The organism is Streptomyces sp. EDA2-14, from assembly GCF_054963755.1.
The window spans coordinates 814,545-828,882 of the sequence record NZ_JBUEGE010000001.1 but is presented as its reverse complement, the minus strand read 5'-3'; the positions used below and the strand labels follow the sequence as shown (position 1 = coordinate 828,882).

Here is a 14,338-nt window from a genome sequence, read left to right as displayed (position 1 = left end):
TCCCCCACGCGCGCTCGTTACACTCGCTGGCATGTCTGGCCAGTCGCAAGCGTCGCCCACCCTGCTCGTACCGGGGGAGATCTCCCCCATCCGCTCCGTGCCCGGGAACATCCGGCGCCCCGAGTACGTCGGCAAGCCCGCGCCGACCCCGTACACGGGCCCCGAAGTGCAGACCCCGGAGACCGTCGAGGCGATGCGGGTCGCCGGGCGGATCGCGGCGCGGGCCATGGAGGAGGCGGCCAAGGCGATCGCGCCGGGCGTCACCACGGACGAGCTGGACCGGATCGCGCACGAGTACATGTGCGACCACGGCGCGTACCCCTCGACGCTCGGCTACCGCGGCTTCCAGAAGTCGCTGTGCACGAGCGTCAACGAGGTCATCTGCCACGGCATCCCCGACTCGACCGTCCTCAGGGACGGCGACATCGTCAACCTCGACGTGACGGCGTACATCGGCGGCGTGCACGGCGACAACAACGCCACGTATCTGGTGGGCGACGTCGACGAGGAGTCGAGGCTGCTCGTCGAGCGGACCCGCGAGTCCCTCAACCGCGCCATCAAGGCCGTCAAGCCGGGCCGTCAGATCAACATCATCGGCCGGGTCATCGAGTCGTACGCCAAGCGCTTCGGCTACGGGGTCGTGCGCGACTTCACGGGCCACGGCATCAACTCGTCGTTCCACAGCGGCCTGATCATCCCGCACTACGACTCCCCGCAGGCCACGACCGTGATCCAGCCCGGCATGACGTTCACGATCGAGCCGATGCTCACGCTCGGCACGTACGAGTACGACATGTGGGAGGACGGCTGGACCGTCGTCACCAAGGACCGCAAGCGGACCGCGCAGTTCGAGCACACGCTCGTCGTCACGGAGAGCGGCACGGAGATCCTCACGCTGCCGTAGCCGACGCCTTCCGCGCATCGAGCCCGCCCCCCTGTGGGGCGGGCTCTTCCGTTTTCCGTTCCTCGGGTCGGAAGACCGGGTAAGTTTTTACCGACAGACTGTCGGGAAGGCTGTAATCTTAGGCAAGCCTAACCTAATTAATACGTGTTGACCGCTCATTGTTGACTGCTCATTGACGGAGGCCCCATGGACACCCCGTTCTCCACCCTCATCCGCACCGCTTCGCACGAGCAGCACACCGAGGCGGAGTCATCGACGTTCATGGGCGACATGCTCGGCGGCCGGCTCGGCGTGGACGCGTACGCGCGGTACACGGAGCAGCTGTGGTTCGTGTACCGGGCACTTGAGGACGGTGCGCGGCGCCTCGCCGACGATCCGGTGGCCGGGCCGTTCATCCAGCCCGAGCTGGAGCGCCTGCCCGAGCTGGAGCGCGACCTGGCGCATCTGCGGGGCGCGGACTGGCGGGAGACGGTTTCCGCGCTGCCGCAGACGCGGGCGTACGCGGAGCGGGTCGCCGAGTGCGCGGCGTCCTGGCCGGGCGGATACGTGGCGCACCACTACACGCGCTACCTGGGCGACCTCTCGGGTGGGCAGATCATCCGCGACACGGCGGAGAAGACGTGGGGCTTCGCCCGCAAGGGAGACGGGGTGCGGTTCTACGTGTTCGAGCGGGTGGGCAATCCGGCGGCGTTCAAGCGGCACTATCGCGAGCTGCTGGACGCCATCGCGGTGGACGAGTTGGAGAAGCAGCGGGTCGTGGCCGAGTGCAAGGCGGCGTTCGCCTTGAACACGGGGGTGTTCCACGGGCTGGGCGAGGAGTTCCGGTCGGCCGCCTGAACGTCTCGGGGCTCCGCCCCGGACCCCGCTGCTCAATCGCCGCAGGGGCTTGATTGGCCCAGCCGCTCAATCGCCGCGGGGGCTTGATTGGCCCAGCCGCTCAATCGCCGCGGGGGCTCTAAATACCCATGCGGACTCGGCCGCCCACCTCGATCAGGCCGCACGGCTGGGGTGCCGTCAGGATTTGGGAGCCGCGGCCCTGGCGGATGTTGAGGGCGCGGTCCAGGCGGCCGGCCAGGGCCAGGGCCGCCGCCCCCGTCGCCTCGTCCTCCACGATGCCGTCGCCCCGGCCGGGGAAGCCGCGGGCGCGGACCCGGCCCGCGGCCTCGTCCTCCCAGGCCCACGCGTAGATCCACTCGCCCTCCGGGGGCACCGGCAGCGCGTCCACCTCGGCGGCGGAGCCGTACTGGCGCAGGGTGCGCGGCGGGGCCCATTCGGCGCGGGCCTCGATCCAGCTGAACTCGCCGTCCAGGCGCGCCCCGACGACGCCCGCGGGCACGACGAGTTCGGGCACGTCGAGCAGCCAGGCCGTGCCGACGCACGGGTGGCCGGCGAACGGCAGGCGCTCGGTCGGCGTGTAGATGTCGATGACGCCGCGCTCGGGATCGTCGACGAAGACGGTCTCACTGAAGCCCAGCGTGCGGGCGAAGGCCTGCCGCTCGCCCCTGTCGGGCAGGCGGGAGCCGTCGCGGACGACACCCAGCGCGTTGCCCTCCCGGCCGTCGGGGGCGCAGAAGACACGCACCACGTCGTACTCGATGCCGTACTCGTTCATGGCGGCAGTCAACCACGCGACATTCCGGACTTGACCAGCACTTGACTCTTCTCTGACTTGGCCATGGGCGGTACTGAGGTAAGCCTCATATAAGTTAGGTCGGCCTTAGTTAGCCCTGTGCACCCCCTGTGCCATCGCTGTACGTCTTGGAGCCCGCATGCGCGCCGCCCGACTCACCCTGCCCGCCGCCGTTGCCGCAGTGGCCGCCCTGACCGCCGTCACGGGCTGCACTCAGAAGAGCGACGCCAAGAGCGCCGGCACCGGCGCGGTCACGGTGACCGCCGACGACGACAGCTGCACGGTGTCGAAGAAGGAGTTCCCCGCCGGGCACGTGGAGTTGGCGGTCGAGAACAAGGGATCCAGGGTCACCGAGGTCGAGATCCTCTTCCCGGACGACCGGATCGTCTCCGAGCGCGAGAACATCGGCCCCGGCACCAAGCACACCCTCACCGCCGAGGTGAAGAGCGGCGACTACCGCATCGCCTGCATCCCCGGCATGAAGGGCAAGGGACACCGCCAGGACGTGCAGGTGACCGGCGGCACGAGCGCCGCGAAGCGGGACCCGAAGCTCGACGACGCCGTCGCAGCCTACCGCCAGTACACCCAGGCGCAGGCCGACGAGACGCTGCCGAAGGTGAAGACCTTCACCGACGCCGTCCGCGACGGGGACCTGGAGGCCGCCAAGAAGGCGTACGCCCCCTCCCGTATCGGCTGGGAGCGCACCGAGCCGGTCGCCGAGTCCTTCGGTGACATCGACCCGAAGGTCGACGTGCGGGCCGACGGCCTCGAAGAGGGCCAGAAGTGGACCGGCTGGCACCGCCTGGAGAAGGCGCTGTGGCAGGACAAGAAGATCGGCAAGACCGAGAAGGGCCTCGCCGACCGGCTCGACAAGGACCTCAAGGACTGGCAGCAGCGCGTCGGCAAGGCCGCGATCACGCCCACCTCCATGGCCAACGGCGCCAAGGAGCTGCTCGACGAGGTCGCCACCGGCAAGGTCACCGGCGAGGAGGAGCGCTACTCGCACACCGACCTCGTCGACTTCAAGGCCAACGTCGAGGGCGCCGAGAAGGCGTACGAGCTGCTCAAGCCGGTCGCGTCGAAGAACGACGCCGCGCTGGCCAAGGAGCTGGACAAGCAGTTCGCCGCGCTGGACGAGCTGCTCGACAAGTACCGCGAGGGCAGGAGCGGCTACGAGTTCACCTCCTACGACAAGGTCGGCAAGGCGGACCAGAAGGAGCTGTCCGACGCGGTCAACGCGCTGGCGGAGCCGCTGTCGCAGCTGGCCGCAGCGGTCGTCAAGTAGCCGAGGAAGCGGCCGAGAACGTGCACGCGCACCACGAGGAGAGGGTCGCCATGACTGACGACGAGACCTCCAACTCACCGTCCCCTTCCGCCCCTTCGCCGTCCCGGCGTTCCCTGCTCGCCGTCGGCGGCGCCGGGCTCGCGCTCGGTGCCGCGGCCGCGGGCGGCGCCGTCGCCCTGGCCCGCTCCGACGACGGTTCGGACATGCAGCCCGCCGGTGACGCGGGCGGCGCGGTGCCGTTCCACGGAGCGCACCAGGCCGGCATCGCGACGGCGGTGCAGGACCGGCTGCACTTCGCGGCGTTCGACGTGAAGACGGCCGACCGCGAGGAGTTCGTGCAGCTCCTGAAGGACTGGACGAAGGCCGCCGCGCGGATGACCGAGGGGCGCACCGTCGGCGAGGGCGCGTACGGCGGGCTCGTCGAGGCGCCGCCGGACGACACGGGCGAGGCGCTGGGGCTGCAGCCGTCCCGGCTCACGCTGACGATCGGCTTCGGGCCGTCCCTCTTCGAGAAGCACGGCAAGGCCCTCGGCATCGCCGACAAACGCCCCGAAGCCCTCGTCGATCTGCCGAAGTTCCCCGGCGAGAACCTGGAGAAGACCCGCAGCGGCGGCGATCTGTGCGTACAGGCCTGCGCCGACGACCCGCAGGTCGCCGTGCACGCCATCCGCAACCTCGCCCGGATCGGCATGGGCAAGGTCGCCATCCGCTGGTCGCAGCTCGGCTTCGGCAAGACCTCGTCGACGACGCCGGACGCGCAGACCCCCCGCAACCTCATGGGCTTCAAGGACGGCACCCGCAACATCGCGGGCACGGAGAAGGACCGCCTCGCCAAGCACGTGTGGGTGGACTCCGCGGACGCCGGCTGGATGCGGGACGGCTCGTATCTGGTGGCCCGCCGGATCCGGATGAACATCGAGACGTGGGACCGCACCTCGCTGCAGGAGCAGGAGGACGTGTTCGGCCGCGACAAGGGCGAGGGCGCCCCGGTCGGCAAGGCGAAGGAGCGCGACGAGCCGTTCCTGAAGGCGATGAAGCCGGACGCGCACGTGCGGCTCGCGCACCCCGACTCCAACCACGGGGCGACGCTGCTGCGCCGCGGCTACTCGTTCACCGACGGCACGGACGGGCTCGGCCGGCTGGACGCGGGCCTGTTCTTCCTCGCGTACCAGAAGGACGTGCGCAAGGGGTTCATCCCGGTGCAGCGGAGTCTGGCGACCGACGCGCTGGGCGAGTACATCCAGCACGTCGGTTCGGCGGTGTTCGCCGTGCCGCCGGGGGTGCGGGACGAGAAGGACTGGTGGGGCCGCGGCCTCTTCGAGAAGGCAGGGGCATAGGGCATGTTCGCGAACTATCTGATCGGGCTGCGCGAGGGACTCGAGGCGAGCCTCATCGTCTGCATCCTCGTCGCCTACCTGGTGAAGACGGAGCGCAGGGACGCCCTGAAGCCGGTGTGGGCGGGGATCGGCGTCGCCGTCCTCGTCTCGCTCGGGTTCGGCGCGGGCCTGGAGTTCGGCTCGCAGGAGCTGACGTTCCAGGCGCAGGAGGCGCTCGGCGGCTCCCTGTCGATCATCGCGGTCGGCCTGGTGACGTGGATGGTGTTCTGGATGCGGCGCACCGCCCGGCACCTGAAGTCGGAGCTGCACGGCAAGCTGGACAGCGCCCTTCAGATGGGCACGGCGGCGCTGGTGGTGACGGCGTTCCTCTCGGTGGGCCGCGAGGGTCTGGAGACCTCGCTGTTCGTGTGGACGGCGGTGCACGCCACCAGCAACGGCACGACGGACCCGGTGATCGGCGCGCTGCTCGGGCTCGCCACGGCGGTCGTCCTCGGCTGGCTGTTCTACCGGGGCGCGCTCCGCATCAACCTGGCGAAGTTCTTCACGTGGACCGGCGGCATGCTGGTCGTCGTGGCGGCGGGTGTCCTCGCGTACGGCTTCCACGACCTCCAGGAGGCCGACTTCATCGGCGGTCTGAACAACCTGGCGTTCGACATCAGTTCGACGATCTCCCCCGACGGCTGGCTCGGCACGCTCCTCAAGGGCGTCTTCAACTTCCAGCCCGACCCGACGGTCCTCCAGGTAACCGTCTGGTTCGTCTACCTTGTCCCCACCCTCGCCCTGTTCTTCGCGCCTCCCGGGCTGCTTTCCCGCAGGGGCGCGGCAGTGCGGGCGTCCTCTTCCCGGTAGGGTTCGGGCCCGTGGCAGGGGCCGGGGAGCGGAAGGTGAATCGAACGTCATGAGCGAGGCCAGGAACAGGATCGGCCGGCCGGTCGCGGCGGCGGCCGCCGCGGTCGTGCTGTCCCTCACGGCGAGCGGCTGTGTCACCGTGCACGGCGAGCTGGAGATCGTACCGACGACCACGAAGGCGCAGGCGGCGCGGGCCGTCGACACCTTCGTGGACGCGTACAACGAGGCGGACAAGACGTACGACGCGGACGCCGACGCCAAGTACGTGACCGGGCCGCTCGGTGCGATCGACGCGGCGAAGCTGAAGGCGGGCCGTGCGCTCAACCCGAACGGCAACCCGAAGCACGCGCCGCTCGAACTCACCGACACGCAGATCACGGTGCCGAAGAAGGCGGGCTGGCCGCGCTGGTTCGTGACGAACTCGGACAACAACCGGGTCGACGGCTACCGCTGGGTCATGGTGTTCACCCGCAACGCCCAGAACGCGCCGTGGGCGGTCTCCTACCTGTCGCTCCTGCGCGACGGCACGGTCCCCAACTTCAAGACCGACAAGGACGGTTGGGGCGAGGCCGTCGACCCGGACGCCTCGGGTCTCGCGCAGCGTCCGAAGGACATGGGCGAGAAGTACATCCAGTACCTCAAGAAGGGCGGGGACGGCTACGCCCCCGGCCCGCACACCACGCGCTGGCGCCAGACCCGCGAGAAGATCGGCACGCGCCCCGGCCTCACCACGCAGTTCATCGACGAGTCCCTCACGCAGGGCGACTACGCCCCCGTCGCCCTGCGCACCGAGAACGGCGGCGCCCTCGTCTTCTTCTCGACCCGCCGCTACGAGAAACTGACCGCGTTCCCCGGCAGCAACCTCCCCGCGATCGGCCCGGACGTGAAGGCCCTGATGACGGGCGAGCCCAAGGAGTCGGCGATGTACGGCTACGTCTCGGGCCAGGCCGCCATCGACCCGCCGAACACCACGGGCGAGGTCAGGGTCGTGTCCCGGGTCGAGGGCATCACGACGGCGGAGGGCAAGTAGCCCCGGCGGGGCGGATCACGCCGGGGTGCCCTACGGCCACGCCGACGTGAAGTCCGGCTCCTCCGCCCCGACATAGCGCGCGCACGCGTCCGTCAACGCTTCCAGCAACGTCAGCGGATCGGGCAGCGGATGCTCCGGCCCCCGCACCCAGAACACGGCCCGCTCACCGGGCAGCCGCGCCGGCGGCACCAGAACGTAGGACCCACGGCAGTGCCAGCGCAGGCCGGGGTGCTCGTCCATGGTCTCGGGATGGCAGTCCAGCTCGCACGGCCACCACTCGTCCTCCTCGTCCGGCGTCCCTCGGGTCGCCGTGAAGAAGAGCATGCGGTCGCCGCCGGACTCGGCGACGGGTCCGACCTCGACCCCGGCGGCGAGCAGCCGCTCCAGCGCCTCGTGCCCGGCCTCCAGCGGAACGTCGAGGACGTCGTGGACCATGCCCGTCGCGGTGATGAAGTTGGCCTGCGGCTGATGTCTCGCCCAGCGCTCGATCTGCCCGCGGTCCGTCGTGGACTGCGTCTGCCAGGCGAAGGAGACGGGGTGCCTGCCGGGGGTCGGACAGCCGACGCGGTTGCACGAACATCGGTAGTCGGCGGGGTACGCGGCCGGGGCGAGCGGCAGCCCGGCGGCGGCAGCGGCAAGCAGCAGGTCCTCGCGGTCCGCGTCGGGGACCCCGGTGTCCTTCGGTCCTCGCGCGGCTCCGAGCCAGCGCGAGATCAGACCGCCCGCCGCACGCCCCGCCGTACCGCTCCGCCCGCCGAAAAGGCGGCCCCGCTCCGCGCCCATCAATCCCCTCACCATCGCCGTCGAGCCACTGCTGTCGTGCCGAGTCCGGATGAACCTTGGACCAAAAGTGTCCCACCATCCTGCTCCTCGGGGGGCCACAGTCCACATCCGGGGTACGCGAGCGCGGCTGAGGGGCCGGTTCCGGGCCCCTGTCCTAGCGGCGGGGGCGGGCGCTGATTCCGTAGAGCGCGTACTCGACGAGGGTGTCCGCGTAGGCGTGGTCGAGGGGGCCGGTGTTCTGCAGCCAGCGCTGGGCGAGCGGCCCGGAGAACAGGTCGCGGGCGACGGTCGGATCGACGTCGGCGCGGACCTCGCCGGCGTCCTGCGCGGCGCGCAGCCGGGCCGCGTACAGGTCGAGCCCCGGCATGAGGAGCTTGGCGACAAAGTCCTCCGCGAATTCGCGGTTGGCGAGCCCCTCGGCGGCGAGCGCGCGGGCCGGCGCCTCGAAGGCGGGGTCCTTGAGCTCGTCGACGGTGGCGCGCAGCACCAGCTTGAGGTCGGCCTCGATGTCGCCGGTGTCCGGCAGGGAGTCGAGGTCGATCGGGTAGTCGGGGTGGTGGGCGGCGGCGGTCTCCTGGTTGCGCTCGCCGAGGTCGAGGAAGGCCTCCATGAGGACCTCGGCCTTCGAGCCCCACCACCGGTAGATCGTCTGCTTGCCGACACCGGCGCGGGAGGCGATGCCCTCGATGGTGGTGCGCTGGTAGCCGATCTCGCCGACGAGGGAGAGGGCGGCGTCGTAGATGGCACGGCGGGAACGCTCGCTGCGGCGGGTGGAGTCGGGTGCGGCCTTCTTCGCTGCCTGGCTCTGCGTGGACATGCTTCGAATGTAGCAGCGTACAAGCCGAGACGTACCGTCTCGTGAGCCCTTGACAAGACGGACCGTCTCGACCACAGGCGGGACCCGCGGCAATCCGTCCCGGAGGAGCGCGGTGCGCACGGCGCATCGTGATCAGGGCCAGTCGTGAACCACCCGTTCGGTTCACAGCCCGGAGGGCTCCTCCGGCCGCACCATGGGCTGCACCCAGCCCTGCGGTCGTGAGGAGCCCTCATTGAGTAATCCGCGCCTTGTCGAACGTCGCGCCACACCCCGGCGCTATCTCATGTGCCCACCGGCGCACTTCAAGGTCACGTACTCGATCAATCCGTGGATGGATCCGGCGAAACCCGTCGACGTCCCGCTCGCCGTCGCCCAGTGGGAGGACCTGCGGGATCGTTACCGCGGGCTCGGCCACACCGTGGAACTGCTCGACCCTCGCCCCGGCCTCCCCGACATGGTGTTCGCGGCGAACGGCGCGACCGTCGTGGACGGGCGGGTGCTCGGCGCCCGGTTCGCCCACCGCGAGCGGGAGGCCGAGGCCGCCGCGCACCTGGAGTGGTTCAGGGGGCACGGGTACGCGCAGGTGCACGAGCCCGTCCACGTCAACGAGGGCGAGGGCGACTTCGCCGTCACCGCCTCGTACGTCCTCGCGGGCCGCGGCTTCCGGGCCTCGCCGCTGTCGCACGGGGAGGCGCAGGAGTGTTTCGGGCGGCCGGTGATCGGGCTCGATCTGGTGGATCCGCGCTTCTACCACCTGGACACGGCGCTCGCCGTCCTCGACGACGCGGACGACTCCGTCATGTACTACCCGGAGGCGTTCTCGCCCGGCAGCCGCGCGGTGCTGCGGCGGATGTTCCCCGACGCGCTGATCGCCTCCGAGGCGGACGCGGTGGCCTTCGGCCTCAACGCCGTGTCGGACGGCCGGAACGTTCTGCTGCCGCAGGGGGCGGTGGGCTTGTTCGGGCCGCTTCGTGAGCGGGGGTTCGTGCCGGTGGGGATGGATCTGGGTGAGTTGTTGAAGGGGGGCGGGTCGGTGAAGTGCTGCACGCTCGAACTGCGTTGACCTGCACCGTGGCCGGGGTCGCGGGGCTCTGCCCCGGGCCCCGCGCCTCAATCGCCGGCGGGGCTTGAATATGCGTCGCCCCACTCCGCCTTCCTGGCCACGCGATAAGCGGCCCCGTGCTTCTTCGTCACCGTCACCCGGTCCAGAACTCCCTCCGGCTCGCACAGGTCGAGCAGTACCTGGCCCTTGCGGATCTGAGGCTTGCGGATCACGCGCGCGGGGGCCGGGGTCGGGGTGAAGCGGGTCGCGGCGACGTAGGCGAACTTCTCGTCCTCGTACGCCAGCGAACCGCCCTTGACCTGGCGGTGCAGTGAGGAGCGGGCCACGCGGGCCGAGAAGTGACACCAGTCCGTGCCGGGGACGATGGGGCAGGTGTCGCTGTGCGGGCAGGGCGCGGCCACCTGGAGCCCCGCCGCGACGAGGCGGTCGCGGGCCTCGATGACGCGCGCGTAGCCGTCCGGGGTACCGGGCTCGACGATCACCACGGCGCCGGTGGCGGCCCGCGCCGCGGCGTCGACCACGGTCGTACGGTCCGCCTCGGTCAGCTCCTTCAGGACGTAGGAGACGGTGACGAGCTCGGCCTCGGGCGCGTCGTGCACCCCGATGCGTCCGCGCTCCCACCGCACGGAGTCCGCCGTCCCGCCACCGGAAGCGGTCAGTTCGCGGCCGAGGTCGAGCGCGGGCTGCGACCAGTCGACGACCGTCGTGGTCCGCTCCCCCGGCCACACGTCCCGCGCAGCCCACACGGCCGCGCCCGTGCCGCCACCGATGTCCAGGTGGCTCGCGGGCGACCAGTCGGCGGCGGCGTCGAGCGCGTCGAGCGCGGAGCGCACCGCCTCGAACGTGGCCGGCATCCGGTACGCCGCGTACGCCACGACGTCCGCCCGCTCGCGCAGGATCGGGGCGTCGGTCGGGGTGGTGCCCCGGTAGTTCGCGATGAGCCGCTCGACGGCCTTCGCCGCCTGCGTGGGCGGGAGGCCGTCGACGAGCGCGGCGAGGCTGGACCGGAGGGTGTCGGAGGTCGACTGGAGCGGGGCGTTCACCCCGTGATTCTACGAAGTGGTGGACACCGCTCCGGGCCCCGCGTCAGACGACGGCCCGCGCCAGGCGGTTCGCCGCCGCGACCCGTGGCGCGTTGTCCGGCACCCGGCGCCGTGGATGCACCGTGTTCGCGAGCAGGACCAGGAACGTGTCGGTGGCCCGGTCGACGACCAGGGACGTGCCCGTGAAGCCGGTGTGGCCCGCCGCGCCCCGGCCCGCCAGCTCCCCCATGAACCACGGCTGGTCGATCCGGAAGCCGAGGCCGGGCGGGGACAGCATCAGGTCGACGAAGTCGGGGCCGAGGATGCGGGCCGTGCCGTAGGAGCCGCCGGTGAGCAGGGTGCGGCAGAGCACGGCCAGGTCGTGGGCCGTCGAGAACAGTCCCGCGTGTCCGGCCACGCCGCCGAGCGCCGCGGCGTTCTCGTCGTGCACCTCGCCGCGCAGCATGCCCCGGTCGGCCTTGGCCCAGGGGCGGCGCTGGTCCTCGGTCGCGGCGGCGTCGGGGCGCGGCCCGTACGACGTGCCGGTCATGCCGAGGGGGCGGGTGATGCCCTCGCGGATCAGGACGTCGAGGGTGCGGCCCGTGACGCGCTCCAGGACCTGCTGGAGCAGCAGCATGTTCAGGTCGGAGTACAGGTACGTGCCCGGCTGCGACAAGGGCTCCTCCGCGCGCAGCATCGCCGTGCGGGCGGCCGCGTCGGGGGCGTCGTACAGCGGGAGTTCGGGGCGCAGGCCGGAGGTGTGGGTGAGCAGTTCGCGGATCGTGATGCCGTGCCGGGCGGCGGCCGTGAACTCGGGGACGTAGGCGCCGACCTTCGCGTCGATGCCGAGTCTGCCGCGCTCGATCTGCTGCACGGCGGCGATCGACGTGCAGAGCTTGGTGAGCGAGGCCAGGTCGAAGGGGGTGTCCACCGTCACCGGGACGCGGGCCGCGAGCGGCAGCTCGACTCCCGTGTCCGTCCTCTCGTCGTACACCGCGTACCGCACCGCCCAGCCGCACGCGACCTCCGCCGCGATCACCGGGCCGCGGCCCGCGAGCAGGACGGCACCGCCGCACCAGGGGCTCGGGCCTTCGGGGAGTCGGCGCACGTCGGCGACGAGCCCGGCGAGCTGTTCCGCGTCGAGTCCCGCCCGCTCGGGGGTGCCGTGGCGCAGTCGTGGCGCGTTCAGCGCTGAGCCACCTCCCCCGCCGTGCGCTGCTGCCAGGGGCGGCACAGGGTGACGAAGGCGAGCGCCGCGACGATCCCGCAGACGAGCTGGACCAGGGCCATCGGGACGGCCGTGTGCTCGCCCGCGATGCCAACGAGCGGGGAGGCGATCGCGCCGATCAGGAACGAGGACGTGCCGAGCAGCGCCGAGGCGGAGCCCGCCGCGTGCGGGGTGCGCATGAGGGCGAGGGCGTTGGTGTTGGGCGTGGTCAGCGCCATCGACGCCATGAGGACGAAGAGGCCGGTGGCCACGGGCGCGAGGCCGAGTGCCTCGGGGGTGCCGAAGACGCCGGTCGCGGCCAGCAGGAGGAAGGTGGCGGAGAGGACGACCAGGGTGAGGCCGATGCCGAGCACCTTGTCGAGGTTGACCCGGCCGACGAGCACCTTGCCGTTGAGCTGGCCGACGGCGATCAGACCGATGGAGTTGAGCCCGAACAGGAGGCTGAACGTCTGCGGGGACGCCCCGTAGATCTCCTGGATCACGAACGGGCTGGCGCTGACGTACGCGAAGAGCGCGGCGAACGCGAAGCCGCCGACGATCGTGTAGCCGAGGAAGACGCGGTCGGCGAGCAGTCCGCGCATCGTGCGCAGGGCCTCCATGGTGCCGCCGCCGTGCCGCCGCTCGGGCGCGAGGGTCTCCGGCAGGAACTTCCACACGACGGCGGTGAGCGCGATGCCGATGCCGGTGAGCACGACGAAGACGCCGCGCCAGTCGGTGAACCGCAGGATCTGCCCGCCGATCAGCGGCGCGACGATCGGGGCGATGCCGGAGATCAGCATCAGGGACGAGAAGAACCTCGCCATCGCGACGCCGTCGTACAGGTCGCGGACCACGGCCCGCGCGATCACGATGCCCGCCGAGCCCGCGAGCCCCTGCATCAGCCGGAAGGCGATGAGCAGGCCGGCGTCCGGTGCGAAGGCGCAGATGGCGGTGGCCACGATGTAGATCAGCAGGCTGACGATCAGCGGCCTGCGCCGGCCCCACTTGTCGCTCATCGGGCCGACGACGAGCTGCCCGAGCGCCATGCCGGTCAGGCACGCGGTGAGGGTGAGCTGGGCGGTGGCGGCCGAGGTGTGCAGCACCTCGGTGACCTCCGGCAGGGCCGGGAGGTACATGTCCATGGACAGGGGTGGTACGGCGGTCAGACCGCCGAGGATGAAGGTGACCAGGAGGCTGGCTCCGGCCCCGACTGCCGCCTTGGGAAGGTGGGTTGGGGCTGCGGCGCGGACCTCATCGGCCGCGTTGCGCCCCGTGGTGCTCCCGGTGGAACATCCGCTGTCCTTCATCCCGCTGCCCCTCGTTTCCCTTCGTCTCTCCCGGCCACCTGTGCGATTCCCTATGCTCTCAGCTCGGTGGTGCGGTCGAGACCAATTTCTGGAGTGGGTGGGGCACGATGGCGAAGCAGGTGCGCTGGGGAATTCTCGCGACGGGAGGGATCGCCGCGTCGTTCACGGCCGATCTGCTGGACCTGCCGGACGCCGATGTGGTGGCGGTGGCCTCGCGGACGGACGCCTCGGCGAAGGCGTTCGCGGAGCGGTTCGGGATCGACCGGGCGTACGGCGACTGGGCCTCGCTCGCCGCGGACGAGGACGTGGACGTCGTGTACGTGGCGACGCCGCACGCCGCGCACCGGGAGGCGGCCGGGCTCTGCCTGGAGGCGGGGCGCGCGGTGCTGTGCGAGAAGGCGTTCGCGCTGAACGCGCGGGAGGCGGCGGAGCTGGTGACGCTGGCGCGCTCGCGGAGCGTGTTCCTGATGGAGGCCATGTGGATGTACTGCCATCCGCTGGTGCGGCGGCTGAAGGCGCTGGTCGACGACGGGGCGATCGGTGAGGTGCGCACGGTGCAGGCCGACTTCGGGCTCGCCGGACCGTTCCCGCCCTCGCACCGGCTGCGCGATCCGGAGCAGGGCGGGGGCGCGCTCCTGGACCTCGGGGTGTACCCGGTGTCGTTCGCGCAGCTGATCCTCGGAGAGCCCTCGCGGGTGACGGCGTCCGCGCAGCTCTCCGAAGAGGGCGTCGACCTCCAGACCGGGATGCTGCTGTCGTGGGACAGCGGGGCGCACGCGCTGCTGCACTGCGCGATCAACGCGGGTACGGGTGTGACGGCCTCGGTGACCGGCTCCGCCGGGCGGATCGACGTACCGGACGGGTTCTTCTGTCCGGAGCGGTTCGTGCTGCACCGGGACGGGCGGGATCCGGAGGAGTTCACGGCGGCGCCCGAGGACGGGCCGCGCGATTCGATGCGGCACGAGGCGATCGAGGTGACGCGGCGGATCCGGGCGGGCGACACCGAGTCGCCGCTGGTGCCGCTGGACGGTTCGCTCGCCGTGATGCGGACGCTCGACGCCGTCAGGGAACGGGTCGGCGTCCGCTATCCCGGCGAGCGGTGAG

General features: G+C 71.3%; 14 protein-coding genes. 8 read left to right on the top strand and 6 right to left on the bottom strand.

All coding sequences use genetic code 11. The annotated features are described in order from the left end of the window. Positions 1-31 precede the first annotated feature (31 nt). Together map and ACY34M_RS03670 are read left to right on the top strand one after the other, a co-directional pair. Positions 32-904, top strand: coding sequence for a type I methionyl aminopeptidase (map, locus tag ACY34M_RS03675; protein ID WP_462717573.1), 873 nt, complete (start codon positions 32-34; stop codon positions 902-904). A gap of 186 nt (positions 905-1,090) precedes the next feature. After that, positions 1,091-1,741 carry a biliverdin-producing heme oxygenase gene (locus tag ACY34M_RS03670; RefSeq protein WP_462717572.1) on the top strand — a complete coding sequence of 217 codons (651 nt, stop codon included), beginning with the start codon at positions 1,091-1,093 and terminating at the stop codon, positions 1,739-1,741. A gap of 118 nt (positions 1,742-1,859) precedes the next feature. On the opposite strand, the gene ACY34M_RS03665 is transcribed toward ACY34M_RS03670, so the two are convergent. Continuing rightward, a complete protein-coding gene (locus tag ACY34M_RS03665) occupies positions 1,860-2,516 on the bottom strand; it encodes a PhzF family phenazine biosynthesis protein (RefSeq protein ID WP_462717571.1) in 657 nt (218 codons plus the stop codon). A gap of 157 nt (positions 2,517-2,673) precedes the next feature. On the opposite strand from ACY34M_RS03665, the gene efeO reads away from it, so the two are divergent. Genes efeO through ACY34M_RS03645 form a run of 4 tightly spaced genes read left to right on the top strand, consistent with a single transcriptional unit; the run spans position 2,674 to position 7,035 of the window. Beyond that, complete coding sequence (efeO, locus tag ACY34M_RS03660) at positions 2,674-3,819, top strand: iron uptake system protein EfeO (RefSeq protein ID WP_462717570.1); 1,146 nt, start codon at positions 2,674-2,676, stop codon at positions 3,817-3,819. Between the two features lie 50 nt (positions 3,820-3,869). Then, the gene (efeB, locus tag ACY34M_RS03655) at positions 3,870-5,156 is read left to right on the top strand and encodes an iron uptake transporter deferrochelatase/peroxidase subunit (protein WP_462717569.1); all 1,287 of its coding nucleotides are present in this window, start codon (positions 3,870-3,872) and stop codon (positions 5,154-5,156) included. A gap of 3 nt (positions 5,157-5,159) precedes the next feature. Beyond that, positions 5,160-6,005 (top strand): iron uptake transporter permease EfeU, encoded by an 846-nt coding sequence (gene efeU, locus ACY34M_RS03650; RefSeq protein ID WP_462717568.1) that lies wholly within the window; start codon positions 5,160-5,162, stop codon positions 6,003-6,005. Positions 6,006-6,054: 49 nt separating this feature from the next. Continuing rightward, complete coding sequence (locus ACY34M_RS03645; protein WP_462717567.1) at positions 6,055-7,035, top strand: SCO2278 family lipoprotein; 981 nt, start codon at positions 6,055-6,057, stop codon at positions 7,033-7,035. 30 nt (positions 7,036-7,065) lie between these two features. On the opposite strand, the gene ACY34M_RS03640 is transcribed toward ACY34M_RS03645, so the two are convergent. Then, a complete protein-coding gene (locus ACY34M_RS03640; protein WP_462717566.1) occupies positions 7,066-7,818 on the bottom strand; it encodes a bifunctional DNA primase/polymerase in 753 nt (250 codons plus the stop codon). Positions 7,819-7,972: 154 nt separating this feature from the next. Next, the gene (locus tag ACY34M_RS03635) at positions 7,973-8,635 is read right to left on the bottom strand and encodes a TetR/AcrR family transcriptional regulator (RefSeq protein WP_462717565.1); all 663 of its coding nucleotides are present in this window, start codon (positions 8,633-8,635) and stop codon (positions 7,973-7,975) included. A gap of 193 nt (positions 8,636-8,828) precedes the next feature. Here ACY34M_RS03635 and ddaH point away from each other — a divergent pair, with 193 nt between their 5' ends. Then, a complete protein-coding gene (gene ddaH, locus ACY34M_RS03630) occupies positions 8,829-9,698 on the top strand; it encodes a dimethylargininase (protein WP_462717564.1) in 870 nt (289 codons plus the stop codon). 47 nt (positions 9,699-9,745) lie between these two features. Here ddaH and ACY34M_RS03625 read toward each other — a convergent pair whose 3' ends face one another. The 3 genes from ACY34M_RS03625 to ACY34M_RS03615 are packed head-to-tail and all read right to left on the bottom strand — an operon-like array spanning position 9,746 to position 13,234. Then, on the bottom strand, positions 9,746-10,741 hold the full coding sequence (locus ACY34M_RS03625; RefSeq protein WP_462717563.1) for a small ribosomal subunit Rsm22 family protein: 996 nt from the start codon (positions 10,739-10,741) through the stop codon (positions 9,746-9,748). A 43-nt stretch (positions 10,742-10,784) separates the two neighbouring features. Beyond that, positions 10,785-11,954: a serine hydrolase domain-containing protein gene (locus ACY34M_RS03620; protein ID WP_462717562.1), complete on the bottom strand. Its 1,170-nt coding sequence runs from the start codon at positions 11,952-11,954 to the stop codon at positions 10,785-10,787. After that, entirely contained in the window at positions 11,906-13,234 is a 1,329-nt protein-coding gene (locus ACY34M_RS03615) for a multidrug effflux MFS transporter (RefSeq protein ID WP_462717561.1), read from the bottom strand. The genes ACY34M_RS03620 and ACY34M_RS03615 overlap by 49 nt, the downstream gene beginning before the upstream one ends. Positions 13,235-13,341: 107 nt before the next feature. Between ACY34M_RS03615 and ACY34M_RS03610 the strand changes: the two genes are divergently transcribed. After that, complete coding sequence (locus ACY34M_RS03610) at positions 13,342-14,337, top strand: Gfo/Idh/MocA family protein (RefSeq protein WP_462717560.1); 996 nt, start codon at positions 13,342-13,344, stop codon at positions 14,335-14,337. The last annotated feature ends 1 nt before the right edge of the window (position 14,338 follow it).